Origin of the sequence: Streptomyces sp. NPDC049813 (assembly GCF_044465085.1) — a bacterium.
Taxonomy (GTDB): domain Bacteria; phylum Actinomycetota; class Actinomycetes; order Streptomycetales; family Streptomycetaceae; genus Streptomyces.
This window is the reverse complement of sequence record NZ_JBITLI010000030.1, coordinates 1-14,204: the sequence shown is the minus strand read 5'-3', so window position 1 is coordinate 14,204 and position 14,204 is coordinate 1. Positions and strand designations below refer to the sequence as shown.

Genomic DNA, 14,204 nt, shown 5'->3' with positions numbered 1-14,204 from the left:
GGCTGCACACCTACAATCACCACCGCGGACACACCGCGCTCGCGGGCCAACCACCCGCCAGCCGCGTCCCCAACCTCACGGGGCAGTACACCTAGGGCGTGTTTTGAAAGTCCCGCCTGCCCCCCCTTCGGGCGGACGACGGGACTTTCAAAACACGCCCTAGGCTGGGGCCATGGCTCCGAACATCGCGACCAACACCCGTGTCCCCCTCGACGAGTTGCTCGACTTCGTACGCCCCCGCCACCGCGCCCTGCTGATCACCGCCCGCGCCGACGGCTCCCCGCAGGCCTCCCCGCTGACCTGCGGCGTCGACGACTCGGGCCGGATCGTCGTCTCCACCTATCCCGAGCGGGCCAAGACGCGCAACGCCAAGCGGAACCCGCGGGTGAGCGTGCTGGTCCTCAGCGACGAGTGGAACGGCCCCTGGGTCCAGGTCGACGGCACCGCCGAGGTCATCGACTCCCCCGACTCGGTCGAGCCGCTGGTGGAGTACTTCCGGAACATCTCGGGGGAGCACCCCGACTGGGACGAGTACCGGGCGGCCATGCGCAAGCAGGGCAAGTCGATCATCCGCGTGACGCCCACGTCGTGGGGGCCGATCGCCACCGGCGGTTTCCCGGCGCGGCTCGCCGAAGAAGGCTAGAGCCGGGCCGCGCACACCCGGTCAGGACTCCGGGGTCCCCTGGGTCTCCCGGGGCTCCCGGGCCTCCTGGGCGACCAGGGCCTCGATGCCCGCGACGAGCAGGTCGAGCGCGACCTGGAAGTCCATGTCGCGCATCTCCTCGACGGTCAGGCCGCTCTCCACCGCGGCCACCATCTCGTCGGCGTGCTTGAAGTCCTCGGCCATCTCCTGCGGCACCTCGAACACCGCCATCGCGTCCCGGAAGTAGTCGTCCTGGGAGAGCCCGGCCTCGGCGCAGCGGCGCCGGAAGTGGCCCTCGATGGTCCCGTAGCCGTAGACGAACTGGAAGACCGAGGCGATGGCGCCGCGCTGCCGGGTCAGCGAGAGCCCGGTGGCGGCGACGACGCGCTGGACGGCGCGGGAGAAGCGCAGCGAGTTCGGGCCGATGTTCAGGTAGTTGCCCATCTGCGGCGAGATCCAGGGGTGGCGCACGATCACCGCCCGGTAGCTCGCGGCCAGTTCGCGCAGGTGCACCCGCCAGTCCCCGGCGTCGACGGCCTCCGGCGCGGGGACGGTCAGCTCGGCGAAGACCCGGTCCAGGGCGAGTTCGAGGAGGTCGTCCTTGGTGTCGACGTACCAGTACACGGACATCGCCGTCACCCCGAGCTCGCCCGCCAGGCGCCGCATGGAGAACTTGGCGAGGCCCTCCGCGTCCAGCAGCCGCACGCTCGCCTCGGTGATCCGCTCCCGGTCGAGGCCGCTGGGCTGCTCACTGCGCCTGGTGCGCGGCGCCCTGGCCGCCGGGTCCTCCAGCCAGACGCTCATCCGCGCTGCCTTCGCCATGGCGCACCCTCCCTGGGTTCCTCGTTCGCGGCGGGTGCGGGCGGGCCCCCGCACGGAACCCGCCCGTCCGCCGCCTTGATGCTATGCGGAAGCCGCCACAGCCGAGTCTGCCCTCTCCGCCCGGCGCAGCAACGCGGCGGCGAGCAGCCCGCCGACGAGCACCGCGACGGCCCCGACCAGCTGACTGGTCTCCAGGCCCGAGGAGAACGCGTCGGCGATGCGGGCCCGTTCGCCGGCCGATCCCGCCGCCGCGAGGGCCGCCGGGAGCGAGGCCGCGGCGACCGGGACGAGCGCCGCGAAGCGGGCGTTGAGGACGGCGCCGAGGACGGCCACGCCCAGTCCGTTGCCGAACTCCGCGAGCGTGCCGTTGACCCCGGCGCCCACGCCCGCCTTCTCCGGCGGGATCGCGCTCATGATGGCGTTGGCCATGGCCGGCATGGCCAGCGCGATCCCCGCGCCCATGACGACCAGGCCGGCCAGCATGCCGCCGTAACTGTCCCCGCCGAGCAGCGAGATCGCCGCGAGCCCGGCCGCCAGGCAGGTCATCCCGGCGGCGATGGTCAGCGGTGTGCCGAGCCGGGGCAGCAGGCGCGCGCCGACGCCGGTCAGGTTGAGCGCGACGACGGTGAGCGCGAGCGGCGCGGTGCGCAGGCCCGCGTCCAGCGGCCCGTACCCGAGGACGAACTGGAGGTGCTGGGTGAGCAGGAAGAGCGAGCCGCCCATGCCGAACGCGACCAGGATCGCCCCGGCGACGGCGCCGGTGAACTGCTGGTTGCGGAAGAAGTGCATGTCCAGCATCGGGTGCGGGATGCGCAGCTCCCACGCCACGAACGCGGCCAGGACGACGACGCCGACCGCGGCCGAGGTGAGGGTGGTGGCGGAGGTCCAGCCCTCGCCGGGGCCCGAGATGATCGCGTAGACGACACCGGTCATGCCGACCGTGGAGAGCACGGCGCCCGGCAGGTCGGGACGGTCGCCGCGCGGGTTCTTCGACTCCGGTACGAGCGCCAGGACGGCGACCAGGCCGATGACGGCGACCGGGATGTTGACGAGGAAGATCGCGCCCCACCAGAAGTGGTCCAGCAGCACACCGCCGAGCAGCGGGCCGACCGCGAAGCCGAGCGAGTTGACCGTGGCCCACAGGCCGATCGCCCGGACCCGCTCGGTGTCGTCGAAGATCTGCACGACGACGGCGAGGGTCGTGGTCATCAGCAGCGCCCCGCCCACGCCCATCCCGGCCCGGGCGGCGATCAGCTGCCCGGTGGTGCCCGCGAGGCCGGCGACGAGCGAGCCCGCGCCGAACAGGACGAGCCCCGCCGCGAGCATCTTCTTGCGCCCGTAACGGTCCGCGGTGCTGCCCGCGGTGAGCAGCAGACCCGACTGGACGAGCGAGTAGGCGCTGATCACCCACTGGATGTCGGAGGTCGACGCGTGCAACTCCCGGGTGAGGGAGGGGATCGCGACGTTCAGGACGGTGTTGTCGAGCAGCACGGTCAGCTGCGCGAGGCAGATGACGCCCAGGATCAGCCAGCGCTGCGGATGGCTGCCCGCCGGGGCGGGTCCTGGTGTGCGGTCGCTGGTCGTGGTCGTCATGGCTCCCCCTGGCTCGCCGGTCGTTTCCTGTACACCGTAAGGGGATAGCCTTACGGTGTACAACCGGCTTTTGCGCATACGGTTCCGCCATGCCGACGCGCACCCGAGCACTGCCTCCCCTGGCCCTGTCCGCACTCCTTCTGGGCATCGTCGCCGCGGCCCCGCCCGCCGCCGCCGCGCCCCGCCACCACGGTTCCGTCCCGCTCCGGATCGCCTCCTACAACGTCCACTTCGGCTCCGGCATGGACAACGTCTTCGATCTCGACCGGCAGGAGGCCGCGCTGCGGGCGCTCCACGCCGACGTGATCGGGCTCCAGGAGGTCGACGTGCACTGGAGCGCGCGCAGCCAGTACCGGGACACCGCCCGGGAGTTGGCGGACCGGCTCGGGATGCGGGTGTCGTTCGCGCCGATATACAGCCTCGACCCGGAGGCGGCGGGCCGGCCGCGGCGCGAGTTCGGGGTGGCGGTGCTGTCCCGGTATCCGGTCAGGACCGCCGTCAACCACCCGATCACACGCCTGTCCACACAGGACCCGAACCCGGTTCCTGCGCTCGCGCCCGGCTTCGGCGAGGTCACCCTGAAGGTGCGCGGGGTCCCGGTGCAGGTCTTCGTGACCCACCTGGACTACCGGCCGGACCCGGCCATGCGGGTGGCGCAGGTCGCCGACACGCGGCGGATCATGGCGAATGAGCGGCGGGCCTCCCCCGGGGCGCGGCAGGTGCTGCTGGGGGACTTCAACGCGCCACCGACGGCGCCCGAACTGGCGCCGCTGTGGCAGGAGCTGCGGGACGCGGGGCCGGCCGAGGGCGGCACCTTCCCGGCCGCCGCGCCGGTGCAGCGGATCGACTACGTGGCGGTCGGCAAGGGGGTCCGGGTCCGCTCGGCCGCCGTACCGGACGAGCGGACGGCGTCGGACCACCGGCCGCTGGTCGCGGAGCTCGCTCTGCGCCGCTAGCGGCCGGGGCCCGCCCGGGCGGGCGGACCACCCGGGCCGGGACGGCGGACGACACGGACGCCGTCCCGGCCCCCCATACACAAGCGCGGGCCGGCCCACAATCCGCGCCGGGCGGACCACCCCGCGCCGGGGCGGCGGAGGTCACGGGGCGCCGTCCCGGACCCCGCCCCTCAAGCGCCGCAGGGGCTTGCTCTCACCACCGGCTCCGAGCGCCAGAGCGGGAAGGCGTCAGCTCGTGGGCTGCGTCAGGTCGTAGAACGTGGCGCTGCCGACCGTCACCTTCTTGAAGTGGTCCGCCACCCATGACGTGATCTCCGACGCCGGGCCGGAGCTCGGTCCGCCCATGCCGCCACCATTTCCGTCGCCGATGAAGTAGTGGATCCTGCCGTCCTCGACGTACTGCTTGAACTGCGCGAGCGTCGGGGACGGATCCGTCCCGTTGAAGCCACCGATCGCCATGACGGGGTCCCCGGTGGCCAGCTGGTAGCTCGCCTGGTTCTGCGAGCCGACGGTGGCCGCCACCCAGGTGTAGTCACCGGCGTTCTCCGCCAGCAGCTTCTCGGCCGCGGAGCTGACCTCGGCGCCGTTGAGCAGACCGCCCATGCCGCCACCGCCACGCCCGGCACCGCCTTCACCCGTGCCGCCCGGGCGCTGGGCCGCGCCGGCGCCCTGGTTCTGGCCGGGCGTCCCGCCGCCGGGGAAACCACCCTGCTGGTGGCCGGTGCCCTTGCCGTTGCCACCGTTGCCACCGTTGCCACCGTTGCCACCGTTGCCACCGGCCGGAGGCTGCCCCATCTGGCCGGTCTGGCCGGTCTGGCCGGTCTGGCCACCCTGGCCGCCGGGCCCGCCCCTGCCCCCGCCGGGGAACCCGCCCCCACCGGCACCACCCCCACCGGGGCGGCCGCCGCCCATCATGCTCGCCCCGGCCGGACCGGCCGTCACGATCGACCCGGTGTGCCCGGTGGTCAGCGTGCTGACGGTGTACGCGGTCGGTGCCGCGAGGGACGCCACGAGGCCCAACCCGGCCGCGCCGAGCGCCAGTCGCCGGCCGAGCCGCCCGGCGCAGGCGAGGCCGAACCCTGCCACGAGGCCCCCGGCGAGCACCGCCCAGCGCAGCCACGGCAGGTAGTCCGGCGTCCGCCCGAGCAGCACGTACGCCCACACCGCCGTGGCGGCGACCGCGGCGCCCAGTGTCGCGGAGGCCGGGACGCGCGAGCGCTCCTCCCACAGGACCGTGGCGCCCATGCCGGCGAGCGCCGCGATGTAGGGGGCCAGGGCCACCGTGTAGTACTGGTGGAAGATGCCGGCCATGAAGCTGAAGACCAGGCCGGTCATGAGCAGCGAGCCGCCCCAGGCGAGGAACGCGGCGCGGGCCGTGTCGGTGCGCGGCGCCTTCCACATCAGCACGATGCCCGCGACGAGCAGGATCAGGGCGGCCGGGATCAGCCAGGAGATCTGACCGCCGATCTCCGAGTTGAACATCCGGCCGATGCCGGTCGCGCCCCACTGCCCGGCGCCGCCGCCAATGCCGCCACCGCCGCCTCCGACGGACCCGGTCTCGTCGCCGTTGATCCGGCCGAGACCGTTGTAGCCGAAGGTCAGTTCGAGGAACGAGTTGTGCTGGGAGCCGCCGATGTACGGGCGGGAGGAGGCGGGCCACAGCTCCACCACCGCCACCCACCAGCCGCCCGCGACGACCATCGCGAGCCCGGCGAGAGCGAGTTGGCCGAGCCGCCTGCGCAGCCGTGTCGGCGCGAGGACCGCGTAGAGCAGCGCCAGCGGCGGCAGGACCAGGAAGGCCTGGAGCGTCTTGGTGAGGAAGGCGAGGCCGACGGCGACGCCCGCGAGGACCAGCCACTTCGTGCGGGTGTGCTCCAGGGCGCGCAGCACGCAGTAGACCGTGACGGTCATCAGCAGCGCGAGCAGCGCGTCCGGGTTGTTGAACCGGAACATCAGCGCGGCGACCGGCGTCGTCGCGAACACCGCCACGGCGATCAGCCCCGCGGCGGCGCTGAACCGCCGGCGCACGGCCCCGTACAGGACCCCTGCCGTGGCCAGGGCCATCAGGACTTCGGGGACGAGGATCGCCCAGGAGCTCAGGCCGAACAGCCGGACGGACAGGGCCATCGGCCACAGGGCGGCCGGGGGCTTGTCGACGGTGATGGCGTTGGCCGCGTCGGACGAGCCGAAGAACATCGCCTTCCAGCTCGCGCCGCCGGCCTGGGCGGCGGCCGAGTAGAAGGAGTTGGCGTAGCCGGAGGCCGACAGGTCCCAGAGGTAGCCGAGGCCGACGAGGAGGAGCAGGCCCAGGAAGGCCGGGCGGACCCAGCGCGCGTCCTCGGGCCTGCCGCGCCAGATCCGGCGCGGGAGCCGGGCCCGCGGGTGGCCGGGGCCCGGACCGCCGGCCGCGGCGGCGGGCGGGGCGTCGTACGGGGCGTCGTGCGGGGCGTCGTGCGGGGCGTCGTGCGGGCAGATGTCTGTGGTCATCGCAGGTCCCTGGGGTCGGGGTCGGCCGGGCACGCGCCCGCCGCGGGCACCCGCGCGGTGGCGTCCCAGGCCTCCGGGCGCAGCGGGGCGGCCGGGGCCGGGGTGGCGGGGATCGAGGCGGCCGGGGTCGGTGCGGTGGCCGGGGTCGGTGCGGTGCCCGGGGTGGCGGCGGCCGGGGCCGGGGCGGTGGCCGGGGCCGCGGGCGCCGGGTCGGGGAAGACCCAGGCGCGGAAGAGCAGGAAGCGCAGCACCGTCGCGGCGAGGTTGGCCGCGACGAGCACGGCCAGTTCGGTGGAGTGGGCGGGGGCGCCGGAGGCCGCGCCCAGGGCGGCGAGCGAGCCGCTGGTCAGGGCGAGCCCGATGCCGAAGACGACGAGGCCCTGGGCCTGGTGGCGCACGGCCCGGTCGCGGCCGCGCACGCCGAAGGTCAGGCGCCGGTTGGCCGCGGTGTTGGCGACGGCGGAGACCAGCAGGGCCAGCGCGTTGGCGACCTGCGCCCCCGAGAACGTACGGAAGCCGGAGTAGAGCAGCAGGTAGAGCAGGGTCGACAGGCCGCCGACGACGCAGAAGCCGACCAGCTGGCGGGCCAGGCCCTTGGGGACGCCGGGCAGTTGCCGGTCGCGTGGGTCGTCGCCGAAGGGGCGGGCGAGGCGGTCGAGAGCGAGCGAGCCGGTGGCCAGCGCCTTGCCGACGCGCCAGACGCCCTTGAGGTCCTCGGTCGCCGTCCGCACGATGTGGACGCTGGAGTCCGGGTCGTCGACCCAGTCGACGGGCACCTCGTGGATGCGCAGCCCCGCGCGTTCGGCGAGCACCAGCAGCTCCGTGTCGAAGAACCAGCCGGTGTCCTCCACCAGCGGCAGCAGGACCTGCGCGACATCGCGCCGGATCGCCTTGAAGCCGCACTGCGCGTCGGAGAACCGGGCCTGGAGCGAGCCGCGCAGGATCAGGTTGTAGGCCCGCGAGATGAACTCGCGCTTGGGCCCGCGCACCACCCGCGAGCTACGGGCGAGCCGGGAGCCGATCGCCAGGTCCGAGTGGCCGGAGATGAGCGGGGCGACCAGCGGCAGCAGCGCGTTCAGGTCGGTGGAGAGGTCCACGTCCATGTACGCGAGGACCGGCGCGTCGGACGCCGACCACACGGTGCGCAGGGCCCGTCCGCGCCCCTTCTGCTCAAGCCGGACGTACCGGACCTCGGGCAGGTCCGCGGTCAGCCATCCGGCCTCCTGCGGGGTGGAGTCCGTGGAGGCGTTGTCCGCGACGGTGATACGGAAGCGGTAGGGGAAGGTGCGCAGGAGGTGGGCGTGGAGTCTGCGGACACAGGCGCCGAGGTCCTTCTCCTCGTTGTAGACGGGGATGACGACGTCCAGGACCGGGAGGTCGCCGCTGCCCGCGGGGAGGTGCTCCCGCGCCGGCAGCGCCCCGAAGCTCGCGGCGGTGGGTCCGAGGCCTTCGGAAGAGTCGGTTCGCATGCCACCGACGGTCGCCAACCGTCCTGTCAGCGCTGTGTGGTGACGCTATGGCCCGCCTGTGAGTACCTGACGGGTTCGGGATGCGCGGGTTCGGGATGCACGGGTTCGGCACGGGCGGGTTCGGCATGCGCGGAATCGGCATGCGCGGAATCGGCATGCGCGGAATCGGCGTAGGCGGGATCGGCGTAGGCGGGATCGGCGTAGGCGGGATCGGCGTAGGCGGGATCGGCGTAGGCGGGATCGGCGTAGGCGGGATCGGCGTAGGCGGGCAGATGCACGGTGAACACGGTCCTGCCGGGGACACTGTCGACGGTCACGGCGCCGCCGTGCGCGGCCGCGACGGCCTGCACGATGGCGAGCCCGAGCCCGGTGGAGCCCGCCTTGCGCGAGCGCGAGGAGTCCCCGCGGGCGAACCGCTCGAAGACGCGCGGCAGCAGCTCGGCGGGGATGCCGGGCCCGTCGTCGCGCACGTCGAGGCAGACCCAGGGGCCGTGCCGGTGCACGCGTGCGGTGACGGTGGTGCCCGGCGGCGTGTGCGTACGGGCGTTCGCCAGCAGGTTGACCAGGACCTGGTGCAAGCGTGCGGCGTCGGCGCGCACGGTCGCCGGTTCGTCGGGCAGGTCGAGCCGCCAGACGTGGTCCTGCCCGGCGGCGCGGGCGTCGCTGAGCGCGTCCACCACGAGCGGCGACACGTCCGTCGGCTCGTAGGACAGGGGCCGTCCCGCGTCGAGCCGGGCGAGCAGCAGGAGGTCCTCGACCAGGCCGGTCATCCGGTGCGCCTCGGACTCGATGCGGCCGAGCGCGTGCCGGGTGTCGGGCCCGGTCTCTTCACGGCCGCGCCGGGTCAGCTCGGCGTAGCCGCGGATGGAGGCCAGCGGAGTGCGCAGTTCGTGGCTGGCGTCCGCGACGAACTGGCGTACCCGGGTCTCGCTCTGCTGCCGCGCGGTGAGCGCGCCGTGTACGTGGTCGAGCATCCGGTTGAGCGCGGCGCCGACCTGCCCGACCTCGGTCCGCGGGTCGGCCTCGGCGTCCGGCACCCGCTCGTGGAGGGCGACCTCGCCGCTGTGGAGCGGGAGTTCGGAGACGCGGGTCGCGGTCGCGGCGACCCGGCGCAGGGGACGCAGGGCGACGCCGACCATGACGGCGCCGGTGACGCCGGCGGCGAGCAGGCCGGCGGCGGTGACGGAGAGTTCGATGACGATGAGGGTGTTGAGGGTGGACTCGACGTCGTCGGCGGGCAGGCCGACGAGCAGGGTGCCGTCCTTGGACGACTGGACGCGGTAGGCGCCGAGGCCGGGGAGGCTGACGCTGTGCGCGTGGCCGTCGCGGGGGACGGAGGCGAGGGCGTCCGTCTGGGCCGCGGTCAGGTCGGCGGTGCGGGTGGGTGACTCGGAGGTGGAGCGCTCGGCCCTGGTGAGCGAGCCGTCGGCCCCGGCCAGCGCCCCCACGGTGTTCTCGCCGCCGGGCCCCGGCATGCCGAGGAACGACAGGTCGCGCTGCCGGCCGCCCTCGCCGGGGTCGCGGCCGCCCGGGCCCGCGGCCATCCGCACGACCTGGTCGACCTTGCCGTCCAGCTGCCCGTACAAGTAGGTGTGCAGGGCCAGCGTGGTCACCGTCCCGATCACCACGCCGACCAGCGCGATCAGCCCGACCGCCGTGACGACGAGCCGGGTCCGCAGGGTGCGGGCCCGCCTCACGACACCGTGGTCGCCGCGGGCTTGATCAGGTATCCGGCACCGCGCCGCGTGTGGATCATCGGCTCCCGGCCCGCGTCGATCTTGCGCCGCAGGTAAGAGATGTACAGCTCGACGACGTTGGCCTGGCCGCCGAAGTCGTAGCTCCAGACGCGGTCGAGGATCTGCGCCTTGCTGAGGACGCGGCGCGGGTTGCGCATGAGGAAGCGCAGCAGTTCGAACTCGGTCGCGGTCAGATGGATGTTCGCCCCGCCCCGGGACACCTCGTGGCTGTCCTCGTCGAGCATCAGATCGCCGACGACCAGCACGGAGTCGCTGCGCCGGTCGGCCGCGCCGGTCCTGCGGATCAGGCCGCGCAGCCGCGCGACGACCTCCTCCAGGCTGAACGGCTTGGTGACGTAGTCGTCGCCGCCGGCCGTCAGCCCGGCGATCCGGTCCTCGACGGCGTCCTTGGCGGTCAGGAAGAGCACCGGCACGTCGGGCAGTTCGCGGCGCAGCCGCCCCAGCACGCTCAGCCCGTCCATGTCCGGCAGCATCATGTCGAGCACGACGGCGTCGGGCCGGAACTCGCGCGCGGTCTGCACGGCTCCGGTCCCGTCACCGGTGGCACGTATCTGCCAGCCCTCGTAGCGCAGGGCCATGGAGAGCAACTCGGTGATCGACTGTTCGTCGTCCACGACGAGCACCCGGACGGGGCTCCCGTCCGGCCTCAGCAGTTCGGTACGCCCCTGGGGCGAGGTCGTCGTCATACCGCAACCCTGCGGGCCGCCTCTGAGAACGTCCTTTCCCGAACCTGTGAATTCCCTGAGAAAGGGATGAGGGCACCTCGGGTGCGGCCGGGCTCAGCAGGTGAGGTGCTGCCGGGAGCCCGTCCCCACGTGCAGGATGCGGGTGAAGGAGACGTACAGGTCGACCCGGTGCCGCATCTGCGCGGTGTTGCCGCCGTCGCACTCCGCGGTCCCGTTCAGGCTGCGGATCGTCTCGCCGAACCCGGCCCGCTCCACCATCGCCTCGTGCCCGGTCATGGTCCCGGGGCCGGTCTGCGTGTTCCAGTACCAGAGGGCGGTCATCCAGGCCACGGCCGGATCCCGCTCGACCAGCCACGGGTCGTGCAGCAGGTCGAGACCGAGCGCGTCACCGGCGGCCTTGTAGTTGAAGTTCCAGCTGAGCATGATCGCGCCGCGCCCGTAGTAGGCGTCGTGCCCGGCCGGGCACCCATAGCTCTGGCTCTCGTCGCAGAAGATGGGGTACGTCTCCTTGTTCTGCGCGACGACGTAGTAGAGCCCGCCCGTCTCGTGGCTGACGTTGGCGAGGAACGCGGCGGCCTCCCGCTTGCGCAGGGCGGTGCCGCCGGTGCGGGCGAAGCGCGGGTACGCCGCGGTGGCCCGCACCAGCCCGTCGTACGTGAAGAAGGAGTCCCGCTGCGGGAACATCCGCTCGAACTGCGCCTCGCTGACGACGAACCGCCCGTGCCCGCCTCCGCCCTGCCCGGCACTGGCCGGACCCGGCACGGCGACGACACCTAGCAGCCCGACAGCGGCGGCCACCACCCACAGCACGCATCGCCTCAACACACCGACACCTCCAGGGAGTTGGTCTGGACCAAGCGGCCCGCGCGCTACTTACCCGCACCCCACCGGCCCCACACCACGCCCGTCCGCCCCCACAACACGCCCGTCCGGCCCCACGCCAACGCCCCGCCGACTCACGCCTCCCCATTCCCCTCCAGCCGGAACAACGCCGCACCATTGCCGTGACACACACCCCGCACCCACTCACTCCCCAGCCCCAGCCGCTCGATCGCCTCCAGCTGATGCACGTACGGGTAGGGGATGTTGGGAAAGTCGCTGCCCAGCAGCACCCGGTCGGCCAGGTCCCGCAGCCGCCCCAGCTCCACCCGCGGGAACGGCGCCCGGCTTTCGCTGAAGTCGGTGAACGCCATCGTCGTGTCCAGCCGCACCTGCCCGTACCGCTCCGCGAGCGACAGGAAGTCGGAGTACTCCGGCATCCCGAGGTGGGCGACGACGAGCGGCAGCCGCGGATGGCGCGCGAGCAGCCGGGCGATCGGCCCGGGCCCGGTGTACCTGCCCGGGGCGGGCCCCGACCCGCAGTGCGTCACGACCGGCACGCCGGCCTCGGCGAGCACTCCCCAGACGGGGTCGAGCAGCGGATCGTTCGGGTCGTACGCCCCCACCTGCACATGCGCCTTGAACACACGCGCCCCGGCCTCGATCGCGCGGCGCACGTACGCCTCCACGCCCGGCTCCGGATAGAACGTGGCCGAGTGCAGACAGCCGGGCGTACGCGCGGCGAACCCCGCGGCCCAGCCGTTCAGCCACTCCGCCATCCCCGGCTTGTGCGGGTAGAGCAGCGAGGTGAAGGCGACGACCCCGAACTCCCGCAGCCGCGTCAGCCGTCGCCCCTCCTCCTCCCGGTACGTGATCGGCCACTCGCTCCCCACGAGCGGCCCGGCCGCGTCGAAGTACGCCCACACCTTGTTCAGCACCCGCTCGGGCATGAAGTGGGTATGCACGTCGACGAGCCCGGGCAACTGGTGCCGCACCAGAAACCCCGCGACACGAGCGGCCTCACCCTCCGCACCAGGCATGCCGGTCCCACCGGGCGACGCCCCCGAAGACCCATGAACGTGATCACACATGCCCCTACGGTCGGGGGTGGGTGGGGGGCTGTCTAGAGCGGGGGGGCGGGGGGAGTGAGGTGTGGTCGGGTACGGGTGGGTCCGGGGCGGCGGGGCGACGGGGCTCAGGCGAGTCCGGGGCGGCGGAACTTAGGCGGGCACGGGGCGGCGGAACTTACGCCGGCACGGGGCGTCGGGGTCCAAGCGGGGCCGGGGCGGTGGGGCGCAGGCGGGCCCGGGGCGGCGGGGCGCAACCGAGGCCGCGGCAGCCAGGTACAGCCGGGCCCGGGGCGGCCGGGTAAAGGCGCGCGCGGGTAAAGGCGCGCCCGCGACCGATCGCGCGGCCAGATCCAGGCAAGGACCAGGCAACGATCAGGACCAGGCCCCTAGAACAACCCACCCTGCACAGCGGGCACCTCCCGCACCACCACCCCCGCCCCGCTCACTCGCCCGGCAGCGGCCCGCTCCAACGGCCACCCGGCCAGCACCCGCGCATCGACGACGAGCCGCCGCCCGCCCGGCTCGACGAGGTGTAGATCGGGCCCGGCAGCGGCGACGACGGTACCCGCCACCACGGCCCCCTCGGCGAGCCCGCACACCACGGCGTCCACCCGGTCGACCGCCCCGAGCCCGAAGGCCTCCCCGTGATCGACGACCCGGCACGGCAGCCGCTCCAGGGACTCGGGCCAGCCGGCGAGCCCCACGGCCACGGCGTGCGCCCGCTCCAACTCGGCGCCCCGCGCCACCACCTCCGCGAGGCCGGCCCGGACCCCGCGCTTGCGCTCGTACGGAATGCGGTCGGGCACCCCGAGGGCCACCCGCAGCAGTTCCTCGGCACGCCGGGCCGCCATCAGGGGCCCGCGCCCCAGCCACGTGAAAGCCACCGCGCCCTGCTCCAGCAGCCGCGCGCTCCCCCGCCCGACCCCGGTGATCCCGACCTTGACGAGCCCGTCCCCGAACCAGGCCAGGTACACGTGGTACGGCCGCGGATCATCGGCGAGAGTGTCCGCGGCGACCGACCGCGCCCGATCGATCCCGGCGCACTCACCGCACTGCGCCCGCGTCCCCCGCACCGGCACGGCCTCACGCCCCGCACACTCGACGCGCCGCCCACCACGCCACACGCCCAGACACCGCCGCGCCCCGCCGACCCGAAAGGCCACGGCCTCCCCGAACCGCACCGACCTCTCCCGCTCGCCCCCGCCCCCCGTCCACCCGAACGAGGGCGACCCTCCACCCCACCGCACCCCGGTGCACCACCACGTCATCCAGCCAGCATGCCCCACCCCCGAACAACCCTGACAACACGAAGAAGCCCCCGGAGGATCTCCGGGCTCCCTGTCGCTGAGATCGACGCTGACCGGCGCCGAAGGTGAGCCCTCTTCGGTGTCAGCCGACCCTTCCCCTCCGCGAGGTCGGACGCGCTACCTTCACGAGCATGAGAATCCGGCGCAACGTTCGCGCGGTTCTGCTCGACGGCGACCATCTGGTGTTCCTGCGTCGGGGTTGGCCAGGCGGGCCTTGCTACTACGAAACCGTCGGTGGAGGCGTCGAACCAGACGACGCAGACCTCGAAGCGGCTCTACGTCGCGAGGTCATGGAAGAGCTCGGTGCCACGATCGGCCCCGTCACCGAGTTCCTGACCGTGACGGACCCGGGCGAAAGAGTCACGGTCATACAGCACTACTTCTTCGCGAAAGTGCTGGACATGGATCTGAACCGCCGCCACGGCCCTGAGATGCAGGATCCGGATGTAGGAGATTTCTCGCCGGTCCGAGTCGCACTGGAGGCACAAGCTGTGGCCGCTCTAGGTGTACTGCCCCGTGAGGTTGGGGACGCGGCTGGCGGGTGGTTGGCCCGCGAGCGCGGTGTGTCCGCGGTGGTGATTGTAGGTGTGCAGCC

The 14,204-nt window shown here is 73.4% G+C and carries 10 protein-coding genes and 3 pseudogenes; 3 read left to right on the top strand and 10 right to left on the bottom strand.

Annotated elements, in window-relative coordinates; all coding sequences use genetic code 11:
- Positions 1-172 precede the first annotated feature (172 nt).
- On the top strand, positions 173-643 hold the full coding sequence (locus ACIBW6_RS34775) for a PPOX class F420-dependent oxidoreductase (protein WP_399066930.1): 471 nt from the start codon (positions 173-175) through the stop codon (positions 641-643).
- Between the two features lie 21 nt (positions 644-664).
- Here ACIBW6_RS34775 and ACIBW6_RS34770 read toward each other — a convergent pair whose 3' ends face one another.
- A complete protein-coding gene (locus tag ACIBW6_RS34770) occupies positions 665-1,465 on the bottom strand; it encodes a TetR/AcrR family transcriptional regulator (RefSeq protein WP_399066929.1) in 801 nt (266 codons plus the stop codon).
- 81 nt (positions 1,466-1,546) lie between these two features.
- Positions 1,547-3,058, bottom strand: coding sequence for an MFS transporter (locus tag ACIBW6_RS34765; RefSeq protein WP_399066927.1), 1,512 nt, complete (start codon positions 3,056-3,058; stop codon positions 1,547-1,549).
- A gap of 89 nt (positions 3,059-3,147) precedes the next feature.
- Between ACIBW6_RS34765 and ACIBW6_RS34760 the strand changes: the two genes are divergently transcribed.
- Positions 3,148-4,014: an endonuclease/exonuclease/phosphatase family protein gene (locus ACIBW6_RS34760; protein WP_399066925.1), complete on the top strand. Its 867-nt coding sequence runs from the start codon at positions 3,148-3,150 to the stop codon at positions 4,012-4,014.
- 228 nt (positions 4,015-4,242) lie between these two features.
- Here ACIBW6_RS34760 and ACIBW6_RS34755 read toward each other — a convergent pair whose 3' ends face one another.
- From ACIBW6_RS34755 to ACIBW6_RS34720, 8 genes and pseudogenes are all read right to left on the bottom strand, one after another.
- Positions 4,243-6,501 (bottom strand): ArnT family glycosyltransferase, encoded by a 2,259-nt coding sequence (locus ACIBW6_RS34755; RefSeq protein WP_399066923.1) that lies wholly within the window; start codon positions 6,499-6,501, stop codon positions 4,243-4,245.
- Positions 6,498-7,970: a glycosyltransferase gene (locus ACIBW6_RS34750; RefSeq protein ID WP_399066921.1), complete on the bottom strand. Its 1,473-nt coding sequence runs from the start codon at positions 7,968-7,970 to the stop codon at positions 6,498-6,500. Before ACIBW6_RS34750 ends, ACIBW6_RS34755 begins: the two co-directional genes overlap by 4 nt.
- A gap of 45 nt (positions 7,971-8,015) precedes the next feature.
- Positions 8,016-8,192, bottom strand: a pseudogene (locus ACIBW6_RS34745) (hypothetical protein); the annotation flags it as partial.
- 34 nt (positions 8,193-8,226) lie between these two features.
- Positions 8,227-9,667 (bottom strand): annotated as a pseudogene (locus tag ACIBW6_RS34740) (sensor histidine kinase); the annotation flags it as partial.
- The gene (locus ACIBW6_RS34735) at positions 9,664-10,413 is read right to left on the bottom strand and encodes a response regulator transcription factor (protein WP_399066919.1); all 750 of its coding nucleotides are present in this window, start codon (positions 10,411-10,413) and stop codon (positions 9,664-9,666) included. The gene ACIBW6_RS34735 and the pseudogene ACIBW6_RS34740, both read right to left, overlap by 4 nt.
- Positions 10,414-10,506: 93 nt before the next feature.
- Positions 10,507-11,238: a chitinase gene (locus tag ACIBW6_RS34730; protein WP_399066917.1), complete on the bottom strand. Its 732-nt coding sequence runs from the start codon at positions 11,236-11,238 to the stop codon at positions 10,507-10,509.
- Positions 11,239-11,369: 131 nt separating this feature from the next.
- The gene (locus ACIBW6_RS34725; protein WP_399066915.1) at positions 11,370-12,272 is read right to left on the bottom strand and encodes an amidohydrolase family protein; all 903 of its coding nucleotides are present in this window, start codon (positions 12,270-12,272) and stop codon (positions 11,370-11,372) included.
- Positions 12,273-12,688: 416 nt separating this feature from the next.
- A complete protein-coding gene (locus ACIBW6_RS34720; protein ID WP_399066913.1) occupies positions 12,689-13,570 on the bottom strand; it encodes a DUF2797 domain-containing protein in 882 nt (293 codons plus the stop codon).
- A gap of 170 nt (positions 13,571-13,740) precedes the next feature.
- Here ACIBW6_RS34720 and ACIBW6_RS34715 point away from each other — a divergent pair.
- Positions 13,741-13,989 (top strand): annotated as a pseudogene (locus ACIBW6_RS34715) (NUDIX domain-containing protein); the annotation flags it as partial.
- Positions 13,990-14,204 lie beyond the last annotated feature (215 nt).